The sequence below is a fragment of the Methylobacterium sp. WL64 genome, from assembly GCF_008039945.1.
Lineage (GTDB): Bacteria > Pseudomonadota > Alphaproteobacteria > Rhizobiales > Beijerinckiaceae > Methylobacterium.
In genome coordinates this window covers 1-12,720 of the sequence record NZ_VRVA01000135.1, presented here as the reverse complement: position 1 = coordinate 12,720, position 12,720 = coordinate 1, and the positions used below count along the sequence as shown (strand labels likewise).

Annotated in this window: 11 protein-coding genes; 3 read left to right on the top strand and 8 right to left on the bottom strand. The window is 65.4% G+C overall.

What is annotated here, in order from left to right; all coding sequences use genetic code 11:
* Nucleotides 1–413 precede the first annotated feature (413 nt).
* Complete coding sequence (locus tag FV242_RS29260; protein ID WP_147941366.1) at nucleotides 414–1,181, top strand: substrate-binding domain-containing protein; 768 nt, start codon at nucleotides 414–416, stop codon at nucleotides 1,179–1,181.
* A 50-nt stretch (nucleotides 1,182–1,231) separates the two neighbouring features.
* On the opposite strand, the gene FV242_RS29255 is transcribed toward FV242_RS29260, so the two are convergent.
* From FV242_RS29255 to FV242_RS29220, 8 genes are all read right to left on the bottom strand, one after another.
* Nucleotides 1,232–2,029 (bottom strand): alpha/beta fold hydrolase, encoded by a 798-nt coding sequence (locus FV242_RS29255; protein ID WP_147941365.1) that lies wholly within the window; start codon nucleotides 2,027–2,029, stop codon nucleotides 1,232–1,234.
* Between the two features lie 4 nt (nucleotides 2,030–2,033).
* Complete coding sequence (locus FV242_RS29250; RefSeq protein ID WP_147941364.1) at nucleotides 2,034–3,395, bottom strand: MFS transporter; 1,362 nt, start codon at nucleotides 3,393–3,395, stop codon at nucleotides 2,034–2,036.
* 227 nt (nucleotides 3,396–3,622) lie between these two features.
* The gene (locus tag FV242_RS29245) at nucleotides 3,623–5,032 is read right to left on the bottom strand and encodes an amidase family protein (RefSeq protein ID WP_147941363.1); all 1,410 of its coding nucleotides are present in this window, start codon (nucleotides 5,030–5,032) and stop codon (nucleotides 3,623–3,625) included.
* Between the two features lie 49 nt (nucleotides 5,033–5,081).
* On the bottom strand, nucleotides 5,082–5,783 hold the full coding sequence (locus FV242_RS29240) for a cyclase family protein (protein ID WP_147941362.1): 702 nt from the start codon (nucleotides 5,781–5,783) through the stop codon (nucleotides 5,082–5,084).
* An 80-nt stretch (nucleotides 5,784–5,863) separates the two neighbouring features.
* Nucleotides 5,864–6,601, bottom strand: coding sequence for an ABC transporter ATP-binding protein (locus FV242_RS29235; protein WP_147897450.1), 738 nt, complete (start codon nucleotides 6,599–6,601; stop codon nucleotides 5,864–5,866).
* The gene (locus FV242_RS29230) at nucleotides 6,601–8,382 is read right to left on the bottom strand and encodes an ATP-binding cassette domain-containing protein (RefSeq protein WP_147908850.1); all 1,782 of its coding nucleotides are present in this window, start codon (nucleotides 8,380–8,382) and stop codon (nucleotides 6,601–6,603) included. The genes FV242_RS29235 and FV242_RS29230 overlap by 1 nt, the downstream gene beginning before the upstream one ends.
* Nucleotides 8,379–9,254, bottom strand: coding sequence for a branched-chain amino acid ABC transporter permease (locus tag FV242_RS29225; RefSeq protein ID WP_147941361.1), 876 nt, complete (start codon nucleotides 9,252–9,254; stop codon nucleotides 8,379–8,381). The genes FV242_RS29230 and FV242_RS29225 overlap by 4 nt, the downstream gene beginning before the upstream one ends.
* A gap of 129 nt (nucleotides 9,255–9,383) precedes the next feature.
* The gene (locus FV242_RS29220; protein WP_147908852.1) at nucleotides 9,384–10,577 is read right to left on the bottom strand and encodes an ABC transporter substrate-binding protein; all 1,194 of its coding nucleotides are present in this window, start codon (nucleotides 10,575–10,577) and stop codon (nucleotides 9,384–9,386) included.
* Between the two features lie 301 nt (nucleotides 10,578–10,878).
* Between FV242_RS29220 and FV242_RS29215 the strand changes: the two genes are divergently transcribed.
* Together FV242_RS29215 and FV242_RS34890 are read left to right on the top strand one after the other, a co-directional pair.
* Nucleotides 10,879–11,841 carry a LysR family transcriptional regulator gene (locus tag FV242_RS29215; protein WP_147897446.1) on the top strand — a complete coding sequence of 321 codons (963 nt, stop codon included), beginning with the start codon at nucleotides 10,879–10,881 and terminating at the stop codon, nucleotides 11,839–11,841.
* 467 nt (nucleotides 11,842–12,308) lie between these two features.
* Nucleotides 12,309–12,485 (top strand): hypothetical protein, encoded by a 177-nt coding sequence (locus FV242_RS34890; protein ID WP_187278610.1) that lies wholly within the window; start codon nucleotides 12,309–12,311, stop codon nucleotides 12,483–12,485.
* The last annotated feature ends 235 nt before the right edge of the window (nucleotides 12,486–12,720 follow it).

The following is a 12,720-nucleotide window of genomic DNA, read 5'->3' as shown; positions in this document are numbered from 1 at the left end:
ACGCTCGCGCAGATCCACCGACAGGGCTGAAGGCATGGCGATCCTCCATCACAAGCCCATCCAGTGAATCACACGCCAGCCAGATCGCCTACCCCGCGCGATTCAACCCGCCAGGGCACGGCTCTAGCTTCGATTACCGCCCGCTCTTCGCCATCTAGCCGACAGCCCGGCATCACCGTCCGGGAGTGCTGCCCCCCGGGCGATTGGGCGGCGATGCCGCGAGGAGACGCGTCCGGGTACCACCGGGTCCCGCATCACCGGGGCCGCGCTCGGACGGGGGAGGGCTCCCCCAATAAGGGACAGACAACGGCGGACGCGACACACGGTTTGTGGAGCACGGCGCTCCGTGCTGCAAAATTAAGCGCGCCCCGCTGGTCCGCGAGACGGAGGCGTCGCGCCCAAGGAGAGATGCCATGCGCCGAGCTCATCTTCTGTCGATCGCTTGCTGTACGACCGTGCTGAGCACGCCCGCGGCGGCCGCCGACATCCGCGTGCTCGCAACGGGCGTCTACGCGTCGAGCCTGCGCGACCTCATCGCGTTGTTCGAGCGGCAGACCGGCGACCACCTCGTCCTGACGATCACCAATGCGGGCGGCGTCCTCGCCAAGCTTGCCGCGCACGAAGACGCCGACGTGGTCATGACCGCCTCGGCCGGCGTCGACACGCTCGTCGCGCGCGGGGACGTTCGCGCGGAGACCAAGGTCGAAGTCGCACGCATGCGGCTCGGCGCCGCCGTCAAGTCTGGGACCGCTCTCCCCGACCTGACGGGCGAGGCGGGTTTTCGTGCGACGCTCCTCGCGGCACCCACCGTGGCCTACATCGATCCGAGGGGTGGCGGCACGTCGGGCGCCTTCTTCGACGTGATGTTGACGCGACTCGGGCTCATCGATGCGGTGCACGCGAAGGCCGTTCTCTGCACCACCGGAGCCGAGGTCGCCGCAGCCGTCGCCTCGGGCAGGGCGACGATCGGCCTGACACAAGCCAGCGAACTCATCGACGCACCCGGAGTGGCGTTCGCGGGCTTCCTGCCCGACGCCCTCATCGCGAGTACGCCCTACGCCGCCGCCGTCACGACGCGGACTCAGGTCCAGCGTTCGGCACGCGCCTTCATCGCCTTCGTGACGGGACCGACCGGCAGCGCCCGGCTGAAGCAAGCGGGTTGGAACGTCCCACCGCACTGAGCGGAGCACCCGTACCAGCAAGGCATCATCAAGGGGTTCAGCGGTCTCGATCAATCGGCGATGAAGTCGAGCAGGCAGGTATTGAACGCCTCCGCGCTGTCGAGAGACGAGATATGCGCCGCCCCAGGAATGACCGTGAACCGCGCACCGGCCACGGCGTTGCTGACCTCGCGCGCGACGGCGGGCGGAAACAGCTTATCCTCCTCGCCCGCGATCACCAGGGTGGGATGCGTGATGGTCCGAAGGCGACCGGCGACGTCGAACGCGCGCATGCCGAGGGCAACGTTCGCGAGCGAGGATCCGTTGTGTCGCTCGGCTAAGCGGCACCACGTCGCGAAGGTCGCTCGTCCGGCCGAGCTCTGCCGGTACGCCGCATTGAGCATCACAGGCCACGTCGCCTGAAAACGCTTGAGTGGCCCGCCCGGCTGACAAAACATTTCTACCCAGCCGGCGACAAGATCCGCCGTCGCCGGGTCGTTGAACGCAGCCCGCGAGTTCGCGACCACGAGCCGGTCAATCCGCTGCGGCTGCTCGAGCGCGAGCGTCAGCGCGATCATGCCCCCGAGCGACAACCCGCAGACCGAGACGCGCTCGAGCGCGAGATGGTCGAGCAACCCGATAACGTCTCGAGTCAAATCGTCCACGGTCGTGACGTCGGTTGCCGGATCCGACAGGCCGTGCCCGCGTAGATCGGGCACGATCACGCTGTAGCCGGCGAATACCAAAGCGGCGACCTGGTTCATCCAGGACCAGCCGGCGTTTGTGAACCCGTGGATCAGCATCACCGGGTCGCCCCGGCCGAGCAGTTCGTAGTGCAGCCGGCGTCCGTCGCGTTCGAAGTGCGGCATCGTCTTAGACCTGACCTGTCGTACCGGAGAGTTCCGCCGTGACCGCTTCCAGCGATTTACCGCGGGTCTCGTAGCCGAGGAGGTAGCCCCCGACGCCTCCGATCAGCAGCAGCATGCCCAGGGCGGTGAAGAAGGCGTAATTGGGGGCGCCGTTACCCAGCATCCATCCGAGCGCCGGCGCCGCGACGATCCCGCCGATCCGCTGCCAGGCCGCGGCCCAGCCCGTCCCGACGGCGCGGTACCGCGTCGGGTAGACCTCGCTCGTGTAGGCGAAGAGTGGTCCACCCGCACCGCCCGAGGCGAAGAACGCCGTCAGCGCGCCGAGCCCAAGGATCGACCAGGACTCGGTGGCCTGCCCCCAAGCGAACATGAGGAGACCACCGACGCACAGAAACACCGGGACGGTCGTGCGCCGCCCCCAGCGATCCAGCAGCAGGCCGCCCGCGATGTTGCCCAGCGCGCCCGTCCCCGCAATCAGGCCGGTGAAGGCGAAGCTCTTCACAACCGGAAAGCCCATGCGTGCGAAAATCGACGGCAGCCAGATCGCCACAGCGAAGAACACCGCCCCGCCGGTGAGTTGCATCAGCCAAATGCTCGCGGTCGGTCGGAAGTAGCCGCCGCGCAGGATCGCGCTCAGGCGCGCCGGCTCGGCCGGCGGTCGATGGACGGTCGGCGGCAGCGTCCGCGGGTCGACAGTGCTGAGGCCGTCAACGATGCGGTCGGCTTCGTCGAGGCGACCGCGAGCGATGAGGAAGCGAACGGACTCGGGCAAAAGCGCCCAGAGCACGATCAGTACGAGGCCGGGAACGGCTCCCGCGATGAACATCCCCCGCCACGTGAACGCTGGGATGACGAGGAGGGCGACCATCGCCGCGATGAAGCTTGAGCCCTGCCAAAACGCAACGGTCGAGGCGAGCATGAGCCCGCGTCGGCGGGCCGGGATGAATTCGGAGAGGTACGTGAATACGAGCGGCACCTCCGCGCCCAGTCCGATGCCCTGAAGGATCCGCAGCACCAGGAGCGAGTCATGGCTCCAGGCGAACGCGACGGCGCAGCTGAGGACGCAGTAGGCAGCGATCGAGCCGACCATCGTCCATTTGCGCCCGAACCGATCGGCGAGGAAGCCGACACAGGTCGAGCCGATCAGCATGCCGATGAAGACGCTGGAGGCCAGGACGCCGGCCTCGGCCGGGCTCAGCGTGAAGGCCGCGACGATGCCGGGCAGCGCGAAGCCCATCATGTTGATGTCGAAGCCGTCGAACAAATGGCCGAGCGCGGCGGTCACGTACATGCGCCAGTGCTTCGCCGTGAAATCCGACCGGTCGAGGCTCTCAAGCAACTGGCCCGCTTGTACTTGTGTCATCATCAGCCCGATGGTGATCGAATAATCGGATGCTCGAATGGGTATCTTCTTGAGAACGGAGTTGTTTGCAGTCGCGCGCCTCAGCCCTGATCTCAGCAGCCTAAGTTCAAGAGATCCTCAGCACCACCGGGCGCGTCTAGCGCATGCGGTTCTACGGGTTGCGCGGCGAGGGGCTCATTGGGCCCCTCGGTCGAGCCGCTGGCCTGGGCCGCTTCCACCAGCACGGCCTCTCACCAGCCTTGGTTTGGTCGGATGTTGTAGCCCGGCGGCCGCGTTCGCTCGATCGCCGCAGCCGTCCGCACCACGTCGGCCTCGCCCAGAGTGCGGCCGACGATCTGGAGACCGACCGGCATACCGTCCGCGGCAAGGCCCGCGCAGACGGAGGCCGCAGGCTGACCAGTGAGGTTGAAGGGATAAGTGTAGAACGCCCAGGAGACGAGGCTGCGGTCGCCGAGCCCCTCGGGGATGTTCCGGCCGGCCTCCAGGGACGAGATCGGCAGGGTCGGCGAGAGCAGGACGTCATGGTCCGCAAAGAAGCGGACCATGCGGTCGCGCAGCGCGTAGCGCGCGAAAACCGTCTCGTAGTAACCACGCATCTCCTGGGCGAGCGCGGCGTCGAGCACGTCGGCGACCGCCGGATCGAGCAGGTCGCGGCGGGTCTCGAGGATGCCGCGCAGCCTGGTCCCGATGCCGGCGTAGAATTCCGCGGTCCAGAGATCTGCCGGGTCGGTCTCGAAGACGGTGTCGATCTCCTCGACCACCGCGCCCTGGTCGGCGAGCGCCAGGGCGGCCGTGCGGGCGATCGCGGCGACCTCCGGATCGGGACGGGCGTAGCCGAGGGTCGCGCTCCAGGCGACGCGCAGGCCGGCCACAGAAGCTTGCGCAGCGCCGAGAAGATCGGGCACCGGGCCAGCCACCGCGAAGGGATCGCGCGGGTCGTGGCCGGACATCGCCGTCGTCAGCAGGGCCGCATCGACCACGTTGCGTGCGAGGGAGCCTACATGGGCCAGCGTCGGCGTCGCCGATGTTGGCCAGACCGGCACGCGCCCGAACTGAGCCTTGAGTCCGACGAGCCCGGTGAGCGAGGCCGGGATGCGCAAGGATCCGCCGCCGTCCGTCCCCACGGCAAACGGCGTGATCCCGGCCGCCACCGAGGCGGCCGCGCCGGCGCTCGATCCGCCCGGCGTCTTTTCGAGATTCCAGGGATGTCGGGTGATTCCGGTGAGCGGCGAGTCGCCCACCGGCTTGGCCCCAAATTCACTTGTCGTGGTCTTGCCGATGATGATCGCACCGGCAGCCCGCAGCCGCTCGACGGAGGGGGCATCAGCGGCCGCAATATTGCCCGCCATGGCGCGCGAGCCCGAAGCATAGGGCGCGCCTGCTACCGCGATCAGATCCTTCACCGAGACCGGTAGACCATGGAGGAGCCCGAGGACTCCGCCGCGCATCACCGCCTCCTCGGACCGCCGGGCGGCGGCGCGGGCCTCGTCCGGCATCAGGTGGCAGAAGGCATTTAGCGTCGCTTGGCTGGACTCTGCCAGCGAGAGGGCTCGCGCAGTCAGCTCGACCGGCGAGACCGAGCGCGTCGCGACGAGCCGGCGCAACTCGAGCGCGGTCATGAAGTCGAATTCGGCCGTCATCGATCCACCCTCCCGTCTTGGGCGGCGCCCAAGAGGCGCCGCGATCGAGTCAGTCGTTGACGATGGCGAAGGCGCGTACCGGCGAGCCGGACCCGCCCTTGAACTTCAGGGGCACGCCGAAGAACTGGACCTCGCCCTTGCCCAGGAGTTCCTCCAGGTTCACCAGCCACTCCCAATGGCTCAAGCCGAGGTCTCGGCACAGACGGTGCTGGGCGAAAACGTTGTCACTCGGCTTGTCGGTGGAGGGACCCTCGACGCCTTGCATCTTCGAGCCACGCGCGTGCAGCCACTTGGTTGCCTCCGCGGTGAGCAGCGGGTTCTTCCAGACCGAGTCGGGCCCCGGGTAGTTGCGAGCGTGGAAGCCGGTGCAGAGCAGGACGATGTGACCGTCGATCTTCACGCCGCTCTTGGCCTCAGCCGCCTCCATATCGGCGACCGTGATGTCGCCGAGGTCGGGGATGTGGCGCAGGTCGAAGCACACCGCCTTACCCATGAACATCTCAAGCGGCATCTCGTCGACCGGTTGGCCGTTCGGGTTCACGTGGAGGAACGCATCGACGTGCGTGCCGACATGGTCGAGCATCGCGATGAAGTTCGTCTGGAACGTCATTGCGTCGCCGGGGACGCCGAGTCCAAGGGCAGCGGAGCTCTCGTGGCTGAGATGGGTGGTGAGCACCGGCCTCTGAAAGAGCTTGTGGGCCGGCATGTTGTCCTCGATCAGGAGGCTCAGGTCGACGACGCGCTGGGGCATGACGGTTCCTTATCGGGCATGAGAGACCGTTCGCAGCGCCGCCTGGTGCCGCGTCGGATCAGGTCTTCGAGGTGTCGTTCTCAGGCGGCTTTCTTCTTGCCGAGGAAGGTTTCCATGACCTCCGGATCGCGGGCGAGAAGCACGCTCGGGCCGTCCCGCACCACGCGCCCCTGTGCCACCACGAAGGCGTGGTCGGCGATGGCGAGCGCGTAGGATGCGAGCTGCTCGACGAGAAGAATGGTGAGGCCCTGCCGGTTGAGGTCGCGCAGGACGCCGATCAGTTGCTCGACGATCCGGGGGGCGAGGCCGAGCGAGAGTTCGTCGATGACGAGGAGGTCGGGCTCGGCCATCAAGCCGCGGGCGATGGCCAGCATTTGCTGCTCGCCGCCCGACATGCTGCCTGCGGGCTGACGAAGACGCTCACGCAGCCGCGGAAACAGGGCGAGCGACCGTTCCAGGGTCTCCTTCGACCGCATCGTCTTCAGACCGCCGTGAGCATAGGCGCCCAGGATGAGGTTGTCCTCGACCGTCTGGTCGGGGAAGATCAGCCGCCCCTCCGGCACCATCACGAGGCCACGGGCCACCTTGGCGTGGGCGGGAAGCCGCGTGATCTCCTCACCCTTGAACAGGACACGCCCGGCGCTCGGCCGCACAAGCCCGGTGAGGCCGCGCATCAGGGAAGTCTTGCCGGCCCCATTGTTGCCGATCACAGCGACGAGCTGGCCGCGGCGTACGCTCAAGCTGGCGCCGCGCAGCGCGGTGACCGCGCCGTATCGCACCTCCAGATCATCGACCGAGAGAAGGGGAGCGTCGGTCATCAAGCAGCCTCCTCGCTGAGGATGGTGGAAGGGCCGCCGAAATAGGCCTCGATCACCCGCGGATCGGCCTGCACGATGTCCGGCCGATCGCTCGCGATGATCTGACCATAGTCAAGTACCGTCACGGTATCGGCGACCGCCATGATCAGGTCGACGTGGTGCTCGATCAGCAGCACCGACACGCCAAGTCCGGCGATCTTGCGGATCATGACCTCCAGCTCGTCGATTTCCCCGGTGGTCAAGCCGGCGGCGGGCTCGTCGAGGAGAAGCAGGCGGGGTCGTGTGGCGAGCGCCCGGGCGATCTCCAGACGGCGTTGATGGCCAAAGGGCAGATAGCGCGCCTGCTCGTTAGCCGCGTCCGCGAGGCCGACGAAGTCGAGCAGGCCGATGGCTGCGGCGTGGCAAGCAGCCTCTTCGCGGTGGAAGCGGGGCGTGCGCAGGATCGCGCTCGGCAAACCGTAGCCAAGATGATGGAAGCCGCCGACCATAACGTTCTCCAGCACCGTCATCTGTCCGAACAGTTCGGTGTTCTGGAAGGTACGGGCCAGGCCACGCCGGGCGATGTCGTGGACCTTCCGACCGGCGAGTTCGGTGCCGTCGAGACGCACACCACCGTCGCTCGGCCGGTAGAAACCCGAAATCGTGTTGATGAAAGTTGACTTGCCGGCACCGTTCGGACCGATCAAGGCGTGGATCTCACCGGGAGCGACCCGGACAGTTGCCGCGTCGAGAGCCGTCAGGCCACCGAAGCGGACGGTGAGACCGTTCGTCTCCAGCGCGGCGGGTGCACGCCCAGCCAGGATCGCGGTGGCGGACGTACCGTCAGCCGGGTCGACACCGCGCGGACCCGGGCGCAGCCGGGCGTAGACATTGCCGAGCGTGCCGAGGATGCCGCCTGGCAGCCCGAACATCACGGCGAGGAGCAGCGCGCCGTAGGCGAACTTCTGCCACTCAGCAAAGCGCTGCAGAACCTCTGGCAGGTAGGTGAGGATGAAGGCCCCGAGCACCGGCCCGAAGGTCGAGGCTGCTCCGCCCAGGATCACCATCAGCAGGAAGCGAACGGAATCCGAGAACGTGAAAATGTCGGGCGAGATGTAGGCGTTGAGGAAGGCATAGAAACTGCCGGCCACGCCCGCCGTCACAGCTGCGACCGCGAAGGCAAGCGTCCGGATGCCAGTCGCGCCGATCCCGAGGCTGCGCGCCGCGGTCTCACTCTGAGAGACAGCCAGCATCGCCCGGCCGTAGCCAGAGTGCTTCAGGTTGTGCGTCGCGAGCGTCCCCAGGAAGAGGGTGACTGCGAGCACGGCGTAGAAGGCGTAACCCGATAGGGGGTAACCGAGTAGGTTCGGGCCTGGGATGCCGCTGAGCCCGGTGGTGCCGCCGGTCAGCCCCTGCCACTCGATCGCGACGTTCTCGACGATGAGTCCGAAGGCGATCGTCACCACGGCGAGATAGACGCCGCGGACGCGCACGCTCGGATAAGCGAGCGCCGCGCCAAAGACCCCCGCCACGACAGCAGCGCCAAGGCTCGCGAGCACGAGGTCCAGGCCGAGACGGATCGCCAGGATCGCACCGGCATAGGATCCAAGTGCGAACAGTCCCGCCTGCCCGAGCGAAACGAGGCCGGTGAGGCCGACCAGGACGTTCAGACCGACCGCGATCAAGCCGTAGATCAGGAACAGCATGAACAGGCGTAGCTCGTACTCGTTGCCGGAGGTGAACGGCACGGCGACGAGGATCGCGGCGAATAGCGCGAAGCCGAGGAGGTGGAGCGCCTTCATACCTTGAAGATCTCCCGGCGACCGAATAGGCCCTGAGGGCAGGCGAGCAGCACCAAGATCATCACGCTGAAGCCGACGATCTCGCGGGCCGCCGTCGAGACGTAGCCTTCGACGAACTTCTCCATGATGCCAAAAGCGAGGCCGGCCACGACGACGCCTGGCCCGCTGGTGATCCCGCCGATGATCGCGACCGCGAAACCCTTGAGACCCAGGAGCACGCCCATGCTGGCCGAAGCCTGGATTACGGGGGCAACGAGTACGCCCGCCCCAGCGCCAAGCAGGGCGGCAAGACCGAAAGAGAACATCACGATCCGGTCGACGTCGATGCCCATAAGGGCCGCGGCTTGGCGGTTGTGGGCGACCGCCTGCATCGCACGCCCTACGAGCGTGTGCCGCTGCATCAGGTGCAGGCCGATCATCGCCAGCACTGCGACGGCCGGGATCACCAGTTCCTGAGGATAGACGCCCGCTCCGAAGACCGAGATTGCTCGGGCGACGCCAGGCGAGGGCAGCGAGCGTGAGAAGCCGCCGAACTGCATGGTGGCGAGAGACTCCGCCATGATGCCAACCGCGATGGTGGTGAGCATCCAGCCGATCGAGGCGTTAGCGCCGATGAATGGCCGCACCGCAAGGCGCTCCAGCACGACGCCGAATACTCCCCCCGCCAGAACTGCCAGTAGGCAGGCGAGCGGCAGCGGAATGCCGGCGTCAAGGCCCATTACGGCGATCACGGCGCCGATCATCAGAGTATCGCCGTGGGCAAAGTTCACGGCCTTGGCAGCCGACCACATGATGTGGAAGCCGAGCGCGACCAAGGCGTAGATGCCCCCGATCGCCAGGCCCGAGAGGGTATACTGCAGGGCGGTCGTCATGACTGCGCGGGCCTCTCAATGCGAAGCATGCAGAGCGTTCACCGGAGTCGGGGCGGTCCGGCCCGGCGAGGGGGATCCGGACGAACCGCCTCAGCCCTCCCGCTAGGGAAGGGGTGAAAGGCGCGTGCCTCAGTTCGTCTTACCGTAGGGGGTCTGTCCGATCGGCAGCAGCTTGCCATCGGACCAGACGGTCAGCTTGTAGTAGCTCGGCAAGATCGCGTCCTGCCGCTCTGGGTCGGAGGCGTCGAAGGCGGGGTCGTACTTGGCGACCAAGCCGTCGTACTTGACTTGGTAGAGAGCTTCGCGGACCTTTTTCCAATCATAAGCGCCAGCTTTTTCGATTGCCTGAGCCACGATGTGGACTGCGTCGTAGGTATTGGCGATGCCGGAGCCCATCTTGATCTGCGAGGGATCCTTCAGGCCGTACTTGGCTTGAACCTTCTGCCAGAGCGCCTGACCCTTCGGGTCGAGGTCACCCATGAAGCTGTAGGTCTGGACAACCTCGATGCCGTTAGCGAGTGGGCCAGCAAGCTCGCCGAGATTGCCGGCGATGCCCCAGGCGCCGATGATGGTGGGTTTGTAGCCGACCTTGTCCATCGAGCGGACCAGCTGATTGCCCTCGCGGTCGAGAGCCCAGAAGAGGGCCACATCCGCGCCCGCGTCCCGTGCGCGGATCGCCTGCGGGGTCATGTCCTGATCGTTCCAATTGAAGGTCTCGGTAGCGACGAGCTCCTTGCCGGCCTTGGCGATCGCCGCCTTGACATCCGGCACCGCACCGTTGCCCCAACCTGTATTCTCGTAGAAGAACGCGATCTTGCCACTCTTCGAAACTTTCGCTGCCTGTTCCACCAGGAAGCGGGCGACCCATTTGTCCTTGGCTGAGACGCGGAACATGTAGTTCGGGCTGCGACCGTTCTCGATCGCCTGGGTGTTGGCGGCCAGCACTCCGACGAACGGGATGCCGATGGCATGGACTGGCTCGACCTGCGCCACCGAGACGGTAGAGTGGTAGCCGCCTAGAACCACCACGCATTTGTCAGCGAGTGCGATGCGGCGAGTGTTGTCGACGCCGCGGGGCGGAGCGCCCGCATCGTCGTACTGTACGAAGCGCAACGGCTTGCCCAGAACGCCACCCTTGGCGTTGATCTCGTCGATGGCGATCTCGGCACCCATCTTGATGGCCTGTCCACCGAAGGCCGCAGGACCAGTTATCGCTGCAGAGTTGCCGATACACGGCTCCTGCTGCGCCAGGGCCGCATCCGGGATCATGAGTATTAGTGGGGCAGCCAGAGAGAGGCCGCGCAAATACTTGTGCGCATCCATGCTATGGTCTCCGATTTCCAGATAGCAGCCCGGGTTCGGCCCTGATGCTCGACGAATTAACGTCAGGCTACGCGGCGAATACAGCCGTCATCAAAGACCAAATTCCGATACAAGGTATCGGAATTTCCTATGAGCATTAATCATAGGCGATTTATACCGGAGGATACGGTCGCCAAGCCACTGTGACCACATCGAAAAATATGCCCTCGTGCACATAGCTTGCGCAAATTGCACAGCGCTAGAGCAGTTTGACATCGTCTTCGCGCTGCGCAGATGCTACCGAAGATTCGATAGGATGAGCATGGATCTTCGTCAGCTTCGCTATTTCGCGCAGATCGCCGAGAGTGGAAATGTCTCTCGGGCCGCCGAGGTCTTGCGAATCGCACAGCCCTCTCTCAGCCAGCAGATGCGAAATCTAGAGGAGGAGCTCGGTATCGAGTTGCTGTTCCGGCATGCCCGGGGCGTTACACCGACAGAGCTGGGTCTTAAATTCTACGAGCATGCCCGACGTATCCTCCAGGAGGTCGAGCGAGCCAAAGAAAGCGTTCGCTCCCAATCGACGAGTCCGAGCGGGCGCATTTCGGTCGGACTGCCGACGTCGGCCTGCCGGGGCCTATCCCTGCCGTTGCATCGCGCGATGGCGATGGCATTGCCCAACATCACACTGCACATCGTCGAAGCCATGAGCGGTACGCTCGACGAGTGGATTCAATCCGGCCGCCTGGATGTGGCGCTGCTCTACGACCACAAGGCCTTCGAGCATGTGGCTTGGACCGAAATGATGGTCGAGGCTCTGATGTTCGTCGTCCCGGCAGCCCACCCGCTGGCGGCGCAGCATGAAATCAAATTCGAACAGGTCTTCAAGCAGAACTTACCTGTCGTACTTCCAGGGCGGCCGAACGTCCTTCGGGTCGTGATTGAGCAGCTTGGGGCCCGCCACGACGTCACACCGGTTGCTACGGATTGCGAGAGCTTGCCAGCGATCGCAGAGCTGGTGCGAGCTCAGGCGTTTGCGACTGTCATGCCGCACTTCGCATTGGCTGCGGAGATCGAGCGCGGAGAGATGGTTGCCATCCCGATCGTAGATCCGACCCCATCCTGGCGGCTCTCCGTGGTCGTCTCTCAGCGGACTCTCAACGCCCGCGGCAGCGAGGCTGTCGCCGAAGTTCTGGCGAGCGTGATCGGAGATTTGGTCGAGCGCTCCATCTGGCGTGCCCGGCTTAAACCAACGGACCGTACCGCGCCTGCACGCAGTCGTGCGTAAAAAGTGGCTCGGGTTCATTAAGATTTCAAGGACGACTTAAGGCATCCCAGCCGCAGGCTCGAACAAACGAACAGTATTGATTATGAAAGTCTGCCTTTAGACTGGGAGCCTCGAAAGCGGCTGAGTGGATGGCGGGGCAGCGGGGAGCTTATGGCGGCGGTAGGCGTACCGCCCCGGGGGTGGGGAAGGGAAGGCCAGCGGGGAGGGTCGTCGGTACGCCGGTGATAGGCTTGCTAAGAATAGGGTGAACGGAAATTAGCGGGCGCGACAGGCGTTCGACGCGTGCAGCGGCGCGTCGAAGCACCGTCAAATGAGAACAGGCCCAGCGTGATCGACCTCGTACGGACTTGATGGGCTTACACGTGAAACAAGGCGGATGACCGAATCGGTCGTCGATATCTGGTGATCCGTCTCCAAGCCATCCATCCGGCCTGGGAAGCCGCGAACGGCTTAAAGAAGCGTGCCCCATGGCCCGACTCTACGAGATCATCAGCGGGCTGTTGTGTCACCCGGTCTTCGAAATTGTGTACTGCACCGCCGGGTATGAGGCGGCCGTTCAGGCGCTCACCGATCGTTACAGCCTGGACGACGGAGAGATCCGATCGTTGCGCGACATCGTCGAGAGGACGATCAAGCGGACGTAGTTGAAACTTGACGCCCGGCTTCGCCCGCACAGAATGGTTTCAAGATGGTCCGCTTCGAGCAGGCAAACCGGCCAAAGCGGACACGCTGAAACTGCGATTCAGGGGCTAAGAACGCCTAACAGAACGGCACCGAGCTTGGTTTTCAGCGTTGGTTTGGCATGGCCAGACTGCTTCTCCCCGATGATCTCTGGGATGAGATCGCGCCGCTCCTCCCGCCGCCTCGGCCGCGTCCGAA

What these genes read in the sequence shown, in the direction of transcription:
- FV242_RS29260 (WP_147941366.1), top strand. Translation starts at nt 414, where the DNA reads ATGCGCCGAGCTCATCTTCTGTCGATCGCTTGCTGTACGACCGTGCTG.
- FV242_RS29255 (WP_147941365.1), bottom strand. Translation starts at nt 2,029, where the DNA reads ATGCCGCACTTCGAACGCGACGGACGCCGGCTGCACTACGAACTGCTC.
- FV242_RS29250 (WP_147941364.1), bottom strand. Translation starts at nt 3,395, where the DNA reads ATGATGACACAAGTACAAGCGGGCCAGTTGCTTGAGAGCCTCGACCGG.
- FV242_RS29245 (WP_147941363.1), bottom strand. Translation starts at nt 5,032, where the DNA reads ATGACGGCCGAATTCGACTTCATGACCGCGCTCGAGTTGCGCCGGCTC.
- FV242_RS29240 (WP_147941362.1), bottom strand. Translation starts at nt 5,783, where the DNA reads ATGCCCCAGCGCGTCGTCGACCTGAGCCTCCTGATCGAGGACAACATG.
- FV242_RS29235 (WP_147897450.1), bottom strand. Translation starts at nt 6,601, where the DNA reads ATGACCGACGCTCCCCTTCTCTCGGTCGATGATCTGGAGGTGCGATAC.
- FV242_RS29230 (WP_147908850.1), bottom strand. Translation starts at nt 8,382, where the DNA reads ATGAAGGCGCTCCACCTCCTCGGCTTCGCGCTATTCGCCGCGATCCTC.
- FV242_RS29225 (WP_147941361.1), bottom strand. Translation starts at nt 9,254, where the DNA reads ATGACGACCGCCCTGCAGTATACCCTCTCGGGCCTGGCGATCGGGGGC.
- FV242_RS29220 (WP_147908852.1), bottom strand. Translation starts at nt 10,577, where the DNA reads ATGGATGCGCACAAGTATTTGCGCGGCCTCTCTCTGGCTGCCCCACTA.
- FV242_RS29215 (WP_147897446.1), top strand. Translation starts at nt 10,879, where the DNA reads ATGGATCTTCGTCAGCTTCGCTATTTCGCGCAGATCGCCGAGAGTGGA.
- FV242_RS34890 (WP_187278610.1), top strand. Translation starts at nt 12,309, where the DNA reads ATGGCCCGACTCTACGAGATCATCAGCGGGCTGTTGTGTCACCCGGTC.